Source organism: Geotalea sp. SG265, assembly GCF_022808985.1.
GTDB lineage: Bacteria > Desulfobacterota > Desulfuromonadia > Geobacterales > Geobacteraceae > Geotalea.
The window spans coordinates 44886-57776 of the sequence record NZ_JAKZFT010000012.1 but is presented as its reverse complement, the minus strand read 5'-3'; the positions used below and the strand labels follow the sequence as shown (position 1 = coordinate 57776).

The 12891-nt window shown below is 57.9% G+C and carries 12 protein-coding genes; 2 read left to right on the top strand and 10 right to left on the bottom strand.

Going from position 1 to position 12891, the window contains the following annotated elements:
• Window position 1 precedes the first annotated feature (1 nt).
• A complete protein-coding gene (uvrB, locus tag ML541_RS13845; RefSeq protein WP_243373712.1) occupies window positions 2-1993 on the bottom strand; it encodes an excinuclease ABC subunit UvrB in 1992 nt (663 codons plus the stop codon).
• A gap of 62 nt (window positions 1994-2055) precedes the next feature.
• Window positions 2056-2508 (bottom strand): response regulator, encoded by a 453-nt coding sequence (locus ML541_RS13840; protein ID WP_243373796.1) that lies wholly within the window; start codon window positions 2506-2508, stop codon window positions 2056-2058.
• 169 nt (window positions 2509-2677) lie between these two features.
• On the opposite strand from ML541_RS13840, the gene ML541_RS13835 reads away from it, so the two are divergent.
• Window positions 2678-2869: a twin-arginine translocase TatA/TatE family subunit gene (locus ML541_RS13835; protein WP_243373711.1), complete on the top strand. Its 192-nt coding sequence runs from the start codon at window positions 2678-2680 to the stop codon at window positions 2867-2869.
• A gap of 133 nt (window positions 2870-3002) precedes the next feature.
• Here the strand turns inward: ML541_RS13835 and ML541_RS13830 are convergent, their stop codons facing one another.
• The 8 genes from ML541_RS13830 to ML541_RS13795 all read right to left on the bottom strand — a co-directional run bounded on the left by ML541_RS13830 (window position 3003) and on the right by ML541_RS13795 (window position 12652).
• Window positions 3003-3476, bottom strand: a complete 474-nt coding sequence (locus ML541_RS13830; protein ID WP_243373709.1) for a MarR family transcriptional regulator — start codon at window positions 3474-3476, stop codon at window positions 3003-3005.
• 153 nt (window positions 3477-3629) lie between these two features.
• On the bottom strand, window positions 3630-5054 hold the full coding sequence (gene adeC / locus ML541_RS13825; protein WP_243373708.1) for an AdeC/AdeK/OprM family multidrug efflux complex outer membrane factor: 1425 nt from the start codon (window positions 5052-5054) through the stop codon (window positions 3630-3632).
• A 1-nt stretch (window position 5055) separates the two neighbouring features.
• Window positions 5056-8220 (bottom strand): efflux RND transporter permease subunit, encoded by a 3165-nt coding sequence (locus tag ML541_RS13820; RefSeq protein WP_243373794.1) that lies wholly within the window; start codon window positions 8218-8220, stop codon window positions 5056-5058.
• A gap of 66 nt (window positions 8221-8286) precedes the next feature.
• Window positions 8287-9489, bottom strand: coding sequence for an efflux RND transporter periplasmic adaptor subunit (locus tag ML541_RS13815; RefSeq protein ID WP_243373707.1), 1203 nt, complete (start codon window positions 9487-9489; stop codon window positions 8287-8289).
• A 183-nt stretch (window positions 9490-9672) separates the two neighbouring features.
• Window positions 9673-10245, bottom strand: coding sequence for a TetR/AcrR family transcriptional regulator (locus tag ML541_RS13810; protein WP_243373706.1), 573 nt, complete (start codon window positions 10243-10245; stop codon window positions 9673-9675).
• A gap of 189 nt (window positions 10246-10434) precedes the next feature.
• Window positions 10435-11184 (bottom strand): TIGR03915 family putative DNA repair protein, encoded by a 750-nt coding sequence (locus ML541_RS13805; RefSeq protein WP_243373705.1) that lies wholly within the window; start codon window positions 11182-11184, stop codon window positions 10435-10437.
• Window positions 11184-12482 carry a putative DNA modification/repair radical SAM protein gene (locus ML541_RS13800; protein WP_243373704.1) on the bottom strand — a complete coding sequence of 433 codons (1299 nt, stop codon included), beginning with the start codon at window positions 12480-12482 and terminating at the stop codon, window positions 11184-11186. The genes ML541_RS13805 and ML541_RS13800 overlap by 1 nt, the downstream gene beginning before the upstream one ends.
• Window positions 12461-12652: a hypothetical protein gene (locus tag ML541_RS13795; RefSeq protein WP_243373702.1), complete on the bottom strand. Its 192-nt coding sequence runs from the start codon at window positions 12650-12652 to the stop codon at window positions 12461-12463. Before ML541_RS13795 ends, ML541_RS13800 begins: the two co-directional genes overlap by 22 nt.
• Before the next feature lie 72 nt (window positions 12653-12724).
• On the opposite strand from ML541_RS13795, the gene ML541_RS13790 reads away from it, so the two are divergent.
• A complete protein-coding gene (locus ML541_RS13790) occupies window positions 12725-12877 on the top strand; it encodes a hypothetical protein (RefSeq protein ID WP_243373700.1) in 153 nt (50 codons plus the stop codon).
• Window positions 12878-12891 lie beyond the last annotated feature (14 nt).

Sequence of the window (12891 nt, the reverse complement as noted above, 5' to 3'; positions counted from 1 at the left end):
CTTAACCGAGCTTCAGAGACTGGTCCTCAAGCTTCCTGACCCGGTCCCGCAGTGCCGCCGCCTTTTCGAAATCAAGCTCCCTGGCCGCCGCCAGCATTTCCTTGCGCAGCTTCTTCACCAGCTTCGGAACATCCTTGGCCGCCACGTATTCCTCCAAGGGTTCGGCTGCCAGCGGCACCGTAACATAGTCATGCTCCTCCACCGATTCGAGAATGTTCCGTATCTGCTTCCGCACACTTTGGGGGGTGATGTTGTGCTCCCGGTTATACTCCTGCTGAATCTGCCGCCGCCGCGAAGTGATGTCGATGCAGGCCTGCATGGAACCGGTAACGTTATCGGCATACATGATGACCCGGCCCGAGAGGTTGCGGGCGGCTCGGCCGCAGGTCTGGATCAGGGAACGTTCCGAGCGGAGAAAACCCTCCTTGTCCGCATCGAGGATCGCCACCAGGGAGACCTCGGGGATGTCCAGCCCCTCCCGGAGCAGGTTGATTCCCACCAGCACGTCGAATTCCCCGAGCCTGAGATCACGGATGATCTGCATCCGCTGAATGGTGTCGATGTCCGAATGGAGATAGCGAACCCTGACCCCTAACTCCCGGTAGTAATCGGTCAGCTCCTCGGCCATCCGTTTGGTCAGCGTCGTCACCAGGACCCGCTCGCCTTTTTCGACCGTGAGCCGCACTTCATGGAGCAGGTCGTCCACCTGGCCGGAGGCGGGGCGCACCTCCACCTGCGGGTCCAGAAGTCCCGTCGGCCTGATGACCTGCTCCACCACCACGCCACCCGCCTGCTTCAGCTCGTATTCAGCCGGTGTCGCCGAGACATAGACGGCCTGATTCAGCTTCCGTGTAAATTCCTGAAAGTTGAGGGGCCGGTTGTCAAGGGCAGAGGGCAGACGAAAGCCGTAGTTGACCAGGGTTTCCTTGCGGCTGCGGTCTCCCCGGTACATCCCCCCCACCTGTGAAACCGTGATGTGGGATTCGTCGATGAAGAGGACGAAGTCCCGGGGGAAATAGTCGAGCAGGGTATAGGGGGGCTCACCGGCGCCCCGGCCGTCGAAATGGCGGGAATAATTCTCGATCCCCTGGCAGAAGCCCATCTCCTCCATCATCTCGATGTCGAAAAAGGTCCGCTGCTCGATCCGCTGTGCTTCCAGCAGCATGTTCTGCTCTCGGAAAAAGCGGATTCGCTCCTCAAGTTCCAGGCGGATCTGCTCGATGGCCCGGTCCAAAGTCTCCTTGTTAGCCACGTAATGTGATGCCGGGTAGATGGCGCATTTTGCCAACTTCTGGATAACCTGGCCGCGCAGGGGATCGATCTCCGAAACGGCATCCACCGTATCGCCAAAGAACTCGATACGTAGCGCCCGCTCATCGTCATGTGCCGGAAAGACCTCGACGATGTCGCCGCGCACCCGGAAGGTGCCGCGGTGGAAATCCACGTCGTTCCGTTCGTACTGGATGCCGACCAGCTTCTTCAGGAACTCGTCCCGGGGTACCTCGTCCCCCTGGTGGAAGAAGATATGCATCTCCTGGTAAGATGCCGGCGAACCGATGCCGTAGATGCAGGAAACCGAAGCGACTATGATGACGTCCCGCCGGGTAAGCAGCGAACGGGTTGCGGAATGGCGCATCTTGTCGATCTCGTCGTTGATGGACGAATCTTTTTCTATGAAGGTGTCGGTGGTGGGAAGATAGGCCTCGGGCTGGTAATAGTCGTAGTAGGAAACGAAATACTCAACGGCATTTTCGGGGAAGAGTTCCTTGAACTCACCGTAGAGCTGGGCAGCCAGGGTTTTGTTGGGAGCCAGAATCAGCGCCGGCCGGTTGACGTTGGCGATGATGTTGGCCATGGTAAAGGTCTTGCCGGAACCGGTGACCCCCAGAAGCACCTGGTCGCGATCGCCGCGAAGGACCCCCTGGGAAAGTTCGTCTATGGCCTGGGGCTGATCTCCCCGGGGTTGGTAATCACTGCTGAGCTTGAAATCCATACAAGCATAGTATCATGGTCGATGGGGTTTTGCATAGCGGGGGGGACGGCAGGAAGTGAGGTTCAGAGATTTTGCCCGGAAGAGCAGATCGCGCGGGGCGGCAGTTGACATAGGGATAGCCAATAACTGCTGATCTGGCGGAGCGCCTCGCAGAACTGTCTGAACTCCACCGGTTTGCGGATATAACTGTTCGCTCCCAGGCCATAACTGCGCATGATATCCTGCTCCTCAGAAGAGGAGGTGAATACGACAATAGGGATGGTCCTCGTTTCCGGATTTGCCCGCAACTGGCGCAGCACCTCCAGGCCGTCCACCTTGGGGAGCTTCAGGTCCAACAGTATCAGTTGCGGCTTGACATGCCCATGGATACCCGCGGCAGGTCCGCGTCCAAAGGCTATATCAAGGGCCTCGACCCCATCATGGGCAATGACTATCTCATGGCTCGCGGCGGCCTTCTGCAGCGCCCGCAAAGTCAAAGCCTCGTCATCGGGGTTATCCTCAACCAGCAAAATCATTTTCACGTGCTTGCCCTCTTTTTTTACTGTCAATTAATATACCGATCTCAAAATTAATGTGCAATTAATTTCGTTTCGCGACAGGCGAGGCCACAAAGCAGGTAATAGCTTGATTTTTTGCCGATGCAATGCAATACTTGCAGAAATTTTGCGCATATATGGAGGATTTATGTTTGGATTCGGCATGCCGGAACTCATTGTCATCCTGGTAATAGTCATGGTCATATTCGGAGCGGGCAAACTGCCGGAGATCGGCAGCGCATTGGGCAAAAGCATCAAGAACTTCAAGCGCGCGTCCGAAGGCAAGGACGAAATAGAAATCAAACCTCGCAAAGATGACGAAGGGAAAAAGGAAGGGTGATCCCTTCCTTACGAATCAGCTCTGAAAACAAAAAGGGATGGCTAATCAGCCACCCCTTTTTGTGTCTTTGCCGCTATCAATTGTCCTACTATATTGCCACCTTGGCTTTAAGTTCATGCTGTTTTAAATTAGACTACTTTGACAAATTTTCTCTTCCCTTGCTACTTGCCCCTTCTTTTAAACCGAGCTTTTTACACAGCACCCCCAGTTGTTCCTGTTCCTTTTCGGTCAATTCCGACATTTCTTTGACGATAGCTGCTTCTACTGCAGTAAAGACCTGGGCGATCAGTTTTTCCCCTCCATCCGTTAAATGAACTGTCAGATAGCGTCTGTCTTCGGTATCCCGCTCCCGCCTGACAAGGTGGCGCTTTTCCAGGTTATCAATGACCATGGTGATATTGCCGGTGCTTTTCAGAATCTTTGCTGCCAGGTCACGCTGACACAGCGGACCCTTGTGATACAATGCCTCAAGAACACCAAACTGACTGATGGTCAGGTCCGCAGCCGACATAAAGCGGTTGACTCGAACGGTAACTGATTCTGCAGCCCGCATTAGCTTGGTATAGGTATTCAAGGCACGAAAAGAGGAATTGTTTTTTTTCTGCATGGGGATCCTTTTAATTCTTCGATATAATTTAATATTAAACTAACTCTATTTTAACTGTCAAGGCGAATTTTCACCGAATAAGCGCTCCTGAAACAAAAATGGTCCGTCGGAATATCTCCGACGGACCATTTTGTTTCGGCAAGCTGTATTATCCTATCTGCTCCCGCCTCCCAATACCTTGTAAAGGGCAACCATGTTGCTGAGCCTTATCAACCGGGCGCTGATCAGGTTCTGTTGGGCCGCATACAGAGAACGCTGCGAATCGAGGACATTCAGGTAGCTGTCGACCCCTCTTTCGTAACGGGCCTGGGAAAGGCGGAAACTTTCGGCAGTGGCATCGGTAAGGGACTGTTGTGCCGCCACCTGCTCATCGATGGTTCCACGCTGGGCAAGGGCGTCTGCCACTTCGCGGAAGGCGATCTGGATGGCCTTTTCATACTGGGCCACGGCGATATCCCGGTCCACTTCCGCCACTTTCAGGTTGGCACGATTGCGTCCACCCTCGAAGATCGGCACGGAGATCCGCGGTGCAAAACTCCAGGTGAAATTTCCCCCCGTGAAGAGCCCGGCCAACTCATCGCTGCCGAAACCGACGCTGGAGGTCAGGGTAATGCGGGGGAAGAAAGCTGCCCGCGCTGCACCGATGTTGGCATTGGCTCCTTTGAGCAGGAATTCGGCCTGGAGGATGTCCGGTCGGTTGAGGAGAACATCTGAGGGCAGGCCGGGAGCCACGTCCTTCAAGGCAGTGAGATTTTCGGAAAGAGACTGGGGCAGCAGGTCCGCCGGCACCGATGCTCCGACCACCAGGCTCAGGGCGTTTTGGTCCTGGGCTATCAGAGCAGTGTAACGGGCGATATCCACCCGTGCAGCATCGACGCTGGTCTGGGCCTGTTGCAGATCCAAGGCCGAGGAGACACCGGAATCGAAACGGCTCTTGGTCAGCTTGTAGGATTCCTGCTGGTTGGCCAAGGTGTCCTTGGCCAGCTGCAGTCGCTCCAGGTCCGATGCCAGGGTCAGATAGGCGGTAGCCACCTGGGATACGAGGGTGATCTGTACGCTGCGCCTGGCCTGCTCCGTGGCCAGATACTGTTCGAGGGCCTGATCCTTCAGGCTTCGCACCCGACCGAAGAGGTCGAGTTCATATGAGCTGACTCCCAGCCCGACGTCGTATTGGTGAATGGTCTTCGCCTGGCCGGTGGCGGAGAGATCCTCGGGAACCCGCTGATAGGCGGCTCCTGCACTGGCATCCACACTGGGAAAGAGGTCGGCGCGCCTGATCTGGTACTGGGCCTGGAACCGCTCCATATTGAGCACAGCAACGCGCAGGTCGCGGTTGTTGTCCAGGGAAAGTGCAATCAGCTTCTGTAGCTGTGGATCGACGAAAAATTCCTGCCACGGAATTTCGGCCAGAGGCTTCTGCCCAGGCTTAGCCGCTTCCGTTTTGTAGGCAGGGCCGGCAGGCCAGGCATTGGGCACCGGCGCGGCGGGCTGGGTGTATTTCGGGGCCATGGTGGTACAACCATTCAGGCCAAGTAATAATCCCAGCACCAGGAAAAGGGATTTTTTCAACTGTTTCATATCATTCCACCTCTGGTAAAACTTCGGCAGCGGCTGGTTGCACGGCAGGCTGTTTCTTTCTGGCAAAGATGCGGGAAACCAGCACAAAGAAAAACGGAATAAAGATCAAGTCGATGAAGGTAGCGGAAAGAAGCCCCCCTGTCACGGCGGTACCGATGGCATTCTGGGCTGCAGCCCCTGCCCCCTTGGTCAGCGCCAGAGGCAAGGTGCCGAAGAAGAAGGCCAACGAGGTCATGATGACCGGGCGGAGCCTGATCTTCACCGCCGCCAGGGTCGCCTCCATCAATTCATGCCCCTGGCGCATCTGTTCCTTGATGAACTGGATGATGAGAATCGCGTTCTTCGTGGAAAGGCCGACGGTTGTCAGAAGGCCGATCTGAAGATAGACGTCGTTGGGGAGCATGCGCAACTTAACGGCAGTGACGGCCCCGACAAGGCCCAGCGGCAGCATGAGCAGGTTGACGAAGGGAATGGTCCAGCTCTCATAGAGCGCCGCCACGGCCAGGAATACCACCAGCAACGAAATGGCATAGAGCGCTGGTGCCTGTTTCCCCGCCGCCTTCTCTTCATAGGAGAGGCCGGTCCACTCATAACCGATGCCCGGCGGCAGCTTGGAAACCATCTTTTCCATCTCCGCCATTGCCTCACCGGTGCTTACCCCTGGCGCTGCCTGCCCCATGATTTCAGCCGAGGGGATGCCATTGTAACGCTCAAGGCGGGGAGAACCGTACTGCCAGCGGGGAGTGGCGAAAGCGGAAAAAGGTACCATCTCTCCCTGGTTGTTGCGCACATACCAGCCGTTGATGTCTTCCGGCAGCATCCGTGATTTGGGATCGGCCTGAAGATAGACCTTCTTGACGCGACCGTTTTGGATGAAGTCGTTGACGTATGCGCTTCCCCAGGCAGTGGCAAGCACGTTGTTGACGTCAGCCAGATTAACTCCGAGAGCACCGGCACGTACATCATCGATGTCCAGTTTGAACTGTGGTGAATCCTCCTGCCCGTTGGGGCGCACCGCAATCAGCTTGGGATTCTTCATGGCCATGCCAAGAAGCTGGCCTCGCGCCTCCATCAGCTTCTCATGTCCCAGGCCGCCGCGATCCTGCAGCTGGAAGTCGAAACCGTTCGCCTGTCCCAGCTCGACAACAGCCGGTGGCGAAAAAGCGAAGGCGAGACCATCGCGGAATTTGGAAAACGCCGCCATGGCGCGACCGGCCACTGCCGGTGCTTTCAGGTCGGGAGTTTTGCGCAGTTCCCAGTCTTTCAGCCTGACAAAGGCAAGCCCCATGTTCTGGCCACGGCCGGCAAAACTGAAGCCGGCAACAGTGATAATCGCCTCGACCGATTTTTTCTCATTCTCCAGAAAATGGTGTTCCAGCTGCTCGATGACCTTCATGGTCCGTTCCTGGGTGGCTCCGGCAGGAAGCTGGACCTGACAGATGATGAAGCCCTGGTCCTCGTCGGGGAGAAACGCCGTCGGCAGATGGAGAAAGAAGAAGGCCATGGCGGCGACGATGCCTCCGTAGAGAATCAGGTAGCGGACCGGCTTGCCGAAGGAGCGCCCGACGATCCCTTCATATTTGCCCCGTCCCCAGTCAAAAACCTGATTGAACCGGTGAAAGAATCCCCGGAACCAGCCGTATTCTCCCGGCTCATGGCCCTTCGGCACTGGCTTGAGCAGCGTTGAGCAGAGGGCCGGGGTAAGGATCATCGCGACCAACACCGAGAGGATCATAGCCGAGATGATGGTGATGGAGAACTGGCGGTAGATGACGCCGGTGGAGCCGCCGAAAAAGGCCATGGGCAGGAAGACGGCAGTGAGGACCGTGGCGATGCCCACCAGGGCACTGGTGATCTGTCCCATGGACTTGATGGTCGCGTCGTGGGGGGAAAGCCCCTCCTCGGACATGATCCTCTCCACGTTTTCTACGACAACGATGGCATCGTCCACCAGAAGGCCGATGACGATGACCAGGGCGAACATGGTGAGGGTGTTGATGGAGAAGCCGGCGATGGACAGCGTTCCCATGGTGCCGAGCAGGACGACCGGGACGGCGATGGTCGGAATGAGTGTCGCCCGAATGTTCTGCAGGAAGATGAACATGATGATGAAGACCAGGAAGACCGCCTCGATCAGGGTATGCACCACCTCATTCAGCGAGATCTTGACGAAGGGGGTGGTGTCGTAGGGGTAGACGACCTTCATCCCGTGAGGGAAGTAGTTGGACAATTCGGCCATCTTGACCTTGACTCGCTCGGCGGTGTCGAGGGCGTTGGCCCCCGCTGCCAGCCTGATGGCCATCCCCCCCATGGGTTTGCCTTTGTAGCGTGCTTCGATGTCGTAGTTCTCGGTGCCAACCTTACATTCGGCTACGTCCTTCAGCCTGACGGCCGAACCGTCCGGATTGGTGCGGAGGATGATGTCGTCGAACTGCTCCGGGGTCTGAAGCAGGGTCCGCGCGGTGATCGTGGCATTCAGCTGCTGCCCGGCCGGTGCCGGGTTTCCGCCGAACTGACCGGCAGAAACCTGGGCATTCTGGGCCTGAATCGCTGCAATAACATCACTGGTGGTGAGACGGTAGTTGTTGAGCTTGGCCGGATTCACCCAGATCCGCATGGCATTCTGGGAACCAAAGACGGTCAACTCGCCGACCCCTTCCGTCCGGCTGATGATGTCCTGGACATTGGCGACCAGGTAGTCGGTGAGGGCCGGGCGGTCCATGGAGCCGTCTTCCGACGTTACCCCGACGATCATGAGGAAGTTCTTGGTCGATTTGACCACCTGAATGCCCTGCTTCTGCACAATCTGCGGCAAAAGCGGCGTTGCCAGCTGCAGCTTGTTCTGTACCTGCACCTGGGCGATGTTGGGATCGGTTCCCGCCTTGAAGGTCAGGTTGATGCCCACGGCCCCCGCCGAATCGCTGGTGGAGGACATGTAGATCAGGTTGTCGATACCGTTCAGCTTCTGCTCGATCACCTGGGTGACCGTATCCTGGACGGTCTGGGCCGAGGCGCCCGGATACATGGCGTTGATGGTAATCTGGGGCGGCGCGATCGGCGGATACTGGGAAACGGGCAGGGTCTTGATCGCCAGCAGCCCGGCCAGCATCACCATGATGGCGATGACCCAGGCGAAGATGGGTCTGTTTATGAAAAACTTCGACAACATAGTAGAAGCTCCTTAGCTAGTTTGCGCAGCAAAAATGGATGGTGCGAATTCCCATGGGCAATTCTATTTCTTGACGGAGGTTGCGGCAGCCGATTGCAAAACGGGTGTGGCATCAGGCTTGGGCACAAAGGCAACCGCTTTGACGAGCGTGCCCGGGCGAGCCTTCTGGATACCTTCCAAAATAATGCGGTCCCCCGTCTTCAAGCCATCGCTGACCAGCCAGCTGTCCGCCACCGTCCGGGAAACCTTGATGACCCGCGGCTCCACCTTTTCTCCGGCGCCAACCACGAAGACCATGGCATTCCCCATGGGATCGCGAGTCACGCCGCGCTGGGGCACCATGACGGCCTGCTCGTTGATGCCTTCTTCCAGAATGGCCCGGACGAACATGCCGGGGAGGAGAACCTGCTGCGGATTGGGGAAAACCGCCCGCATGGTGACCGACCCGGTGCTCTGGTCGACACTCACCTCGGAAAACTTCAGCGTTCCCGTCAGCGGATAGGGAGTCCCATCTTCGAGAAGCAGTTTGACTCGGGCCTGGTTAGCCCTGTCCCGTTTCAGGAGGCCGCTGGCCAGGCTCCGTTTGAGCCGCAGGATTTCACTGTTGGACTGGGTTACATCCACATAGATGGAGTTCAACTGCTGGATGGTTGCCAGGGCCGCAGGCTGATTGGCGGTCACCAGGGCACCGTTGGTAACGGCTGAACGGCCGATGCGGCCGGAAATGGGTGCGGTGATTTTGGTGTACGCCAGGTTGATGCGGGCGGTGTCTACCGCTGCCTTGCCGGCGGCAACTTCAGCTTCAGCCTGTTTCAGCGAGGCATAGGCATTATCGTAATCCTGCTGGCTCACAGCCTTGATCTTCACCAGCTCCCGGAAGCGTTCCTCCTTGAGCCTGGCCGGGACCAGGTTCGCTTCTGCACGAGCTTCAGCGGCCTTGGCACTGGCGTACGCCGCCTGATAGGGGGCAGCATCGATCAAGTATAGCACCTGCCCGGCCTTCACATCAGTACCTTCTTCAAAGATCCGCTTCTGGATAATGCCGCTCACCTGGGGTCTGACCTCGGCAATAAGGAATGGCGAAGTCCGGCCCGGCACCTCTGTCGTCAGAGCCACGCGCTGGGGCTTAACCTCGATGACCCCCACTTCGGGGGGACCCATCTTGGCCGGCCCGGCCGGTTGCTTTTTCCCGCACCCGGACAGCAGCATGAATCCACTGATAATGGCCATGGTGGCAATGAACTGTGCTCTCTTCGTGATCTGCATTGAAACACCTCGTATGATTTTGTTTAATACAACCGCTCCAAGCGCGGCTGCAGCGGCAGGTTCATTTGCGCCGGGTGAAGGCGATGATTATAATCAAGCCCCACAAGGCGGCAAGTAAGAGAAGAAAAATCTTGGCAAGCATTTGCGACTCCGCATAAAAATAAATGAACGTTCATTCTTTGTTCAGCGTCGTACCGCATCCCAGCAGGCACCGACCGTCTGCTCGATCAATTGATCGGAGAGGTTGATGAACCCCAGGATGTGATCCCTGCTCACGTCCACCAGCGGCCCGAATGAGAGGGCGAACAATATGGAGAGATCCAGGTCCTTGAAAATCTGCTGCTGCCTGGCCTCGTCGAAAAGCTCCCTGATGATGTCCTTTTCCTTGTCGCCGAAAAGCTTCTCCCGACGGTGGATCACACCGTAAGGAGAATTGTGAAACTGCTCGATGAAGCGCAGTTCCAACGGAGCCTGGATGAGATGCCTGACCAGCACCGCCCCCATATGGAGAAACCGCTCCCGCACCGAGCCCTTCTCAGGGTATCCCTCCATGAGCGCCGCGACGAATCGTTCCTCGACGATCCGGTATACTTCCTTGATCAAGGTATCCTTGCAGTCGAAATAACGGTAGATGGTGCCGGCTCCGACCCCCGCCTTCTCGGCGATCATCGCCATCGGAGCACCGTGGAACCCCTGTTCGGCAACCAGTTCGAGCGCCGCCTGTATGATGGTTTCCTTTTTGTCACATTTTTCCATTTACATATCCCCTACAGAATGAACGTTCATTCTTTTATAGTCTCGCTCCTGTCCCCTGTCAATCAAAAATTCCCCAGCTCTTTTTATAGGGGGTCAGGTCTTGAAATATAAGTTTTCCCTGCCCAAGACGGTAAACGGCCGTCTTAGCCACTTCAGCTGCAGTTCCAGATCCTTCGACCCGCGGGCTCTCTACTCAGAAAATTCCATCAGCCATGGCCGCACCTTGAGCGGCACCTTCCCCTGCTGCAGGGAGAGATTCTCCCGCTCCCCAATGGCCAGCACGGCGAAATACTTGCGCCAAAGCCTCTGGAACGTTTCCTCCGCCGGAGTCAGCTCCGGATCACCTTCGGCCAACATGGGGAGGAGCAGCCAACGCCGCCGCGTGCAATCGTAGACGATCCCTTCTCCATGGCGCAGGTCGTGGATCACCCAGTGCTGGTCCCGGAAGCGGTCGGCAAAATGGCCGGCAATGAGGGAAAGGACTCGGTGGTCGGGCGCCAGGGAAGCATAATAGTAGCCACTGGTGGTTTCCCGGAAGCGAACGAAGCCCAGGTAGCGATGAGCCTCTCGTCCCACCTGCTGCGCCAGTTTCCAAAAAGGCGCCACATGGGGATTAGCCAGCATGGTCCCTGCCCGCCCCCCTTCCCGCCAGACCAGCAGCAAAAAGCGGCAGATCATCAGCTCCCGCCCGGGATGATCGGCGTACCAGGCCCGGCGCAGCTGCTCCAGGGAAAGCGGTGTCAGCCGGCGGAAGAGTTCGACCCTGAACCGCTCCGCCAGCTCCGGATCGGTGGTCACAGTAACGGGTGCGGTAAAAAGATCCTTCTGCTGCGGCTGCTCTACACCGATGCTGCGGGGTTCGACCCTACGGGGGATGATGTCGGCCAGCAGGGTCAGCAGCCCCACATCGCTGCCGTCGTAACAGTAGTCCCCCCCCATCAGAATTCGCCGCTAATGACGGTGGCTATGGCTTCCACAGCTAGTTCTCGGGCAAAAGGCAGCGACAGCTGGCCATGATCCCGTTTTGCCGGTGCCGCAATGAGCCGGCTGCGGAGCATGGTGCTCCCCGGGGAACAGTCGCCGGCGTAGCGCCCCCGGGCGGTGAGGAAGTAGCGGGCTCGCTTCATTACCACCCCCAGCAGGGGAAGATCATCCAGCCGAAGGCTCCCCTGCCGTCGGGCAGCGACGATCCGTTGCGCCGAACGTACTCCGACTCCCGGTACCCGGAGCAGCACACCATACTCCGCCCGATTGACCTCAACCGGAAACAGCTCCTGGTGACGGAGTGCCCAGCCGGTCTTGGGGTCGAGGTCGCTCTCCAGGTTGGGGCACTGCTCGTCCAGCAGTTCATGGGCACTGAAGCCGTAATAGCGGAGCAGCCAGTCGGCCTGATAGAGACGGTGCTCCCGCCGCAGCGGCGACAGAGGCCGGGCGGGGAGCCGCCGATCATCGTTCACCGGGATGTAGGCTGAATAGTAGACCCGTTTCAGGTCCATCTTCCCGTAGAGCTGCTCTGACAGGGTAACGATTTGCCGGTCGCTCTCGCCGCTGGCGCCGACGATCAACTGGGTGCTCTGCCCGGCCGGGGCAAAATGTGATACTTTGCGCGACTCCTTGCGCTCCGCCCGGTTGGCGACGATGAGGCTGCTGATCTGGCGCATGGGTTCCACCACCGCCTCCCGGCTCTTATCCGGCGCCAACAGGGCCAGGCTCTTCCGGGTCGGCAGCTCAAGGTTGACGCTCACCCGGTCGGCCACCAGTCCGGCTTGCTGCACCAGAAGCGGGTCGGCGCCAGGAACCACTTTCAAATGGATGTAACCGTTGAAGCGATACGCATGGCGCAGGGTCCGCACCGCCGCGATGAGCAGTTCCATGGTCCGGTCTGGAGAGCCGACCACGCCACTGCTGAGAAAGAGCCCCTCGATATAATTGCGCCGATAGAAGCCGATGGTCAGTTCCGCCACCTCTGCGGGGGTCAGGCCGGTGCGGGGGATGTCGTTGCTCCGCCTGTTGACGCAGTAAGCGCAGTCGTAGACGCAGCAGTTGGTCATGAGGATCTTCAGCAGAGAAACACAGCGGCCGTCAGCGGTCCAGGAATGGCAGATGCCGCAGGAGGCGGCATTGCCGATGCCGTCCCGGTTGCGGCGGTGACTGCCGCTGGAAGCGCAGGAAACATCGTACTTCGCCCCCTCGGCAAGGGTCTTCAGTTTGTCCATCAGATCAATAGTTGCTGCCATGGCAGTCCCCCGCGGATTTTTGGGCGCAGCTTAGCAGAGATGTGCGTCACAATATGTCGCAGTTCCTTATCGATCCCAGAATTGCCGATACAAATGCCGGTGCGCCCAGGGCTCTCGATCTCGTCGACTGTCAGCCCCACGCGCATCCATCGAAAAAGCCCCTTGAGCATTCTTCATCCTGTGGGAAACTTTTGATATGCATCTTGGCAGATCATTTTTCGATTACCGGAGGAGCGCCAATTATGGGGATCTTGAAAAGGTTCGGCGAGAGGTACCGGAAGCGGAGAAAGGAAGCGATCCCCTCCGTCAACTGTGAGGTGTGCGGGGAAAGGCTGGACGTGGACAGGGAAAGCGGCGAGGCGCACTGCCCTGTCTGTGAGAACCCGGAGCAGTAACGAGTGCTCATGCT

What these genes read in the sequence shown, in the direction of transcription:
- uvrB (WP_243373712.1), bottom strand. Translation starts at nt 1,993, where the DNA reads ATGGATTTCAAGCTCAGCAGTGATTACCAACCCCGGGGAGATCAGCCC.
- ML541_RS13840 (WP_243373796.1), bottom strand. Translation starts at nt 2,508, where the DNA reads ATGATTTTGCTGGTTGAGGATAACCCCGATGACGAGGCTTTGACTTTG.
- ML541_RS13835 (WP_243373711.1), top strand. Translation starts at nt 2,678, where the DNA reads ATGTTTGGATTCGGCATGCCGGAACTCATTGTCATCCTGGTAATAGTC.
- ML541_RS13830 (WP_243373709.1), bottom strand. Translation starts at nt 3,476, where the DNA reads ATGCAGAAAAAAAACAATTCCTCTTTTCGTGCCTTGAATACCTATACC.
- adeC (WP_243373708.1), bottom strand. Translation starts at nt 5,054, where the DNA reads ATGAAACAGTTGAAAAAATCCCTTTTCCTGGTGCTGGGATTATTACTT.
- ML541_RS13815 (WP_243373707.1), bottom strand. Translation starts at nt 9,489, where the DNA reads ATGCAGATCACGAAGAGAGCACAGTTCATTGCCACCATGGCCATTATC.
- ML541_RS13810 (WP_243373706.1), bottom strand. Translation starts at nt 10,245, where the DNA reads ATGGAAAAATGTGACAAAAAGGAAACCATCATACAGGCGGCGCTCGAA.
- ML541_RS13805 (WP_243373705.1), bottom strand. Translation starts at nt 11,184, where the DNA reads ATGGGGGGGGACTACTGTTACGACGGCAGCGATGTGGGGCTGCTGACC.
- ML541_RS13800 (WP_243373704.1), bottom strand. Translation starts at nt 12,482, where the DNA reads ATGGCAGCAACTATTGATCTGATGGACAAACTGAAGACCCTTGCCGAG.
- ML541_RS13795 (WP_243373702.1), bottom strand. Translation starts at nt 12,652, where the DNA reads ATGCTCAAGGGGCTTTTTCGATGGATGCGCGTGGGGCTGACAGTCGAC.
- ML541_RS13790 (WP_243373700.1), top strand. Translation starts at nt 12,725, where the DNA reads ATGGGGATCTTGAAAAGGTTCGGCGAGAGGTACCGGAAGCGGAGAAAG.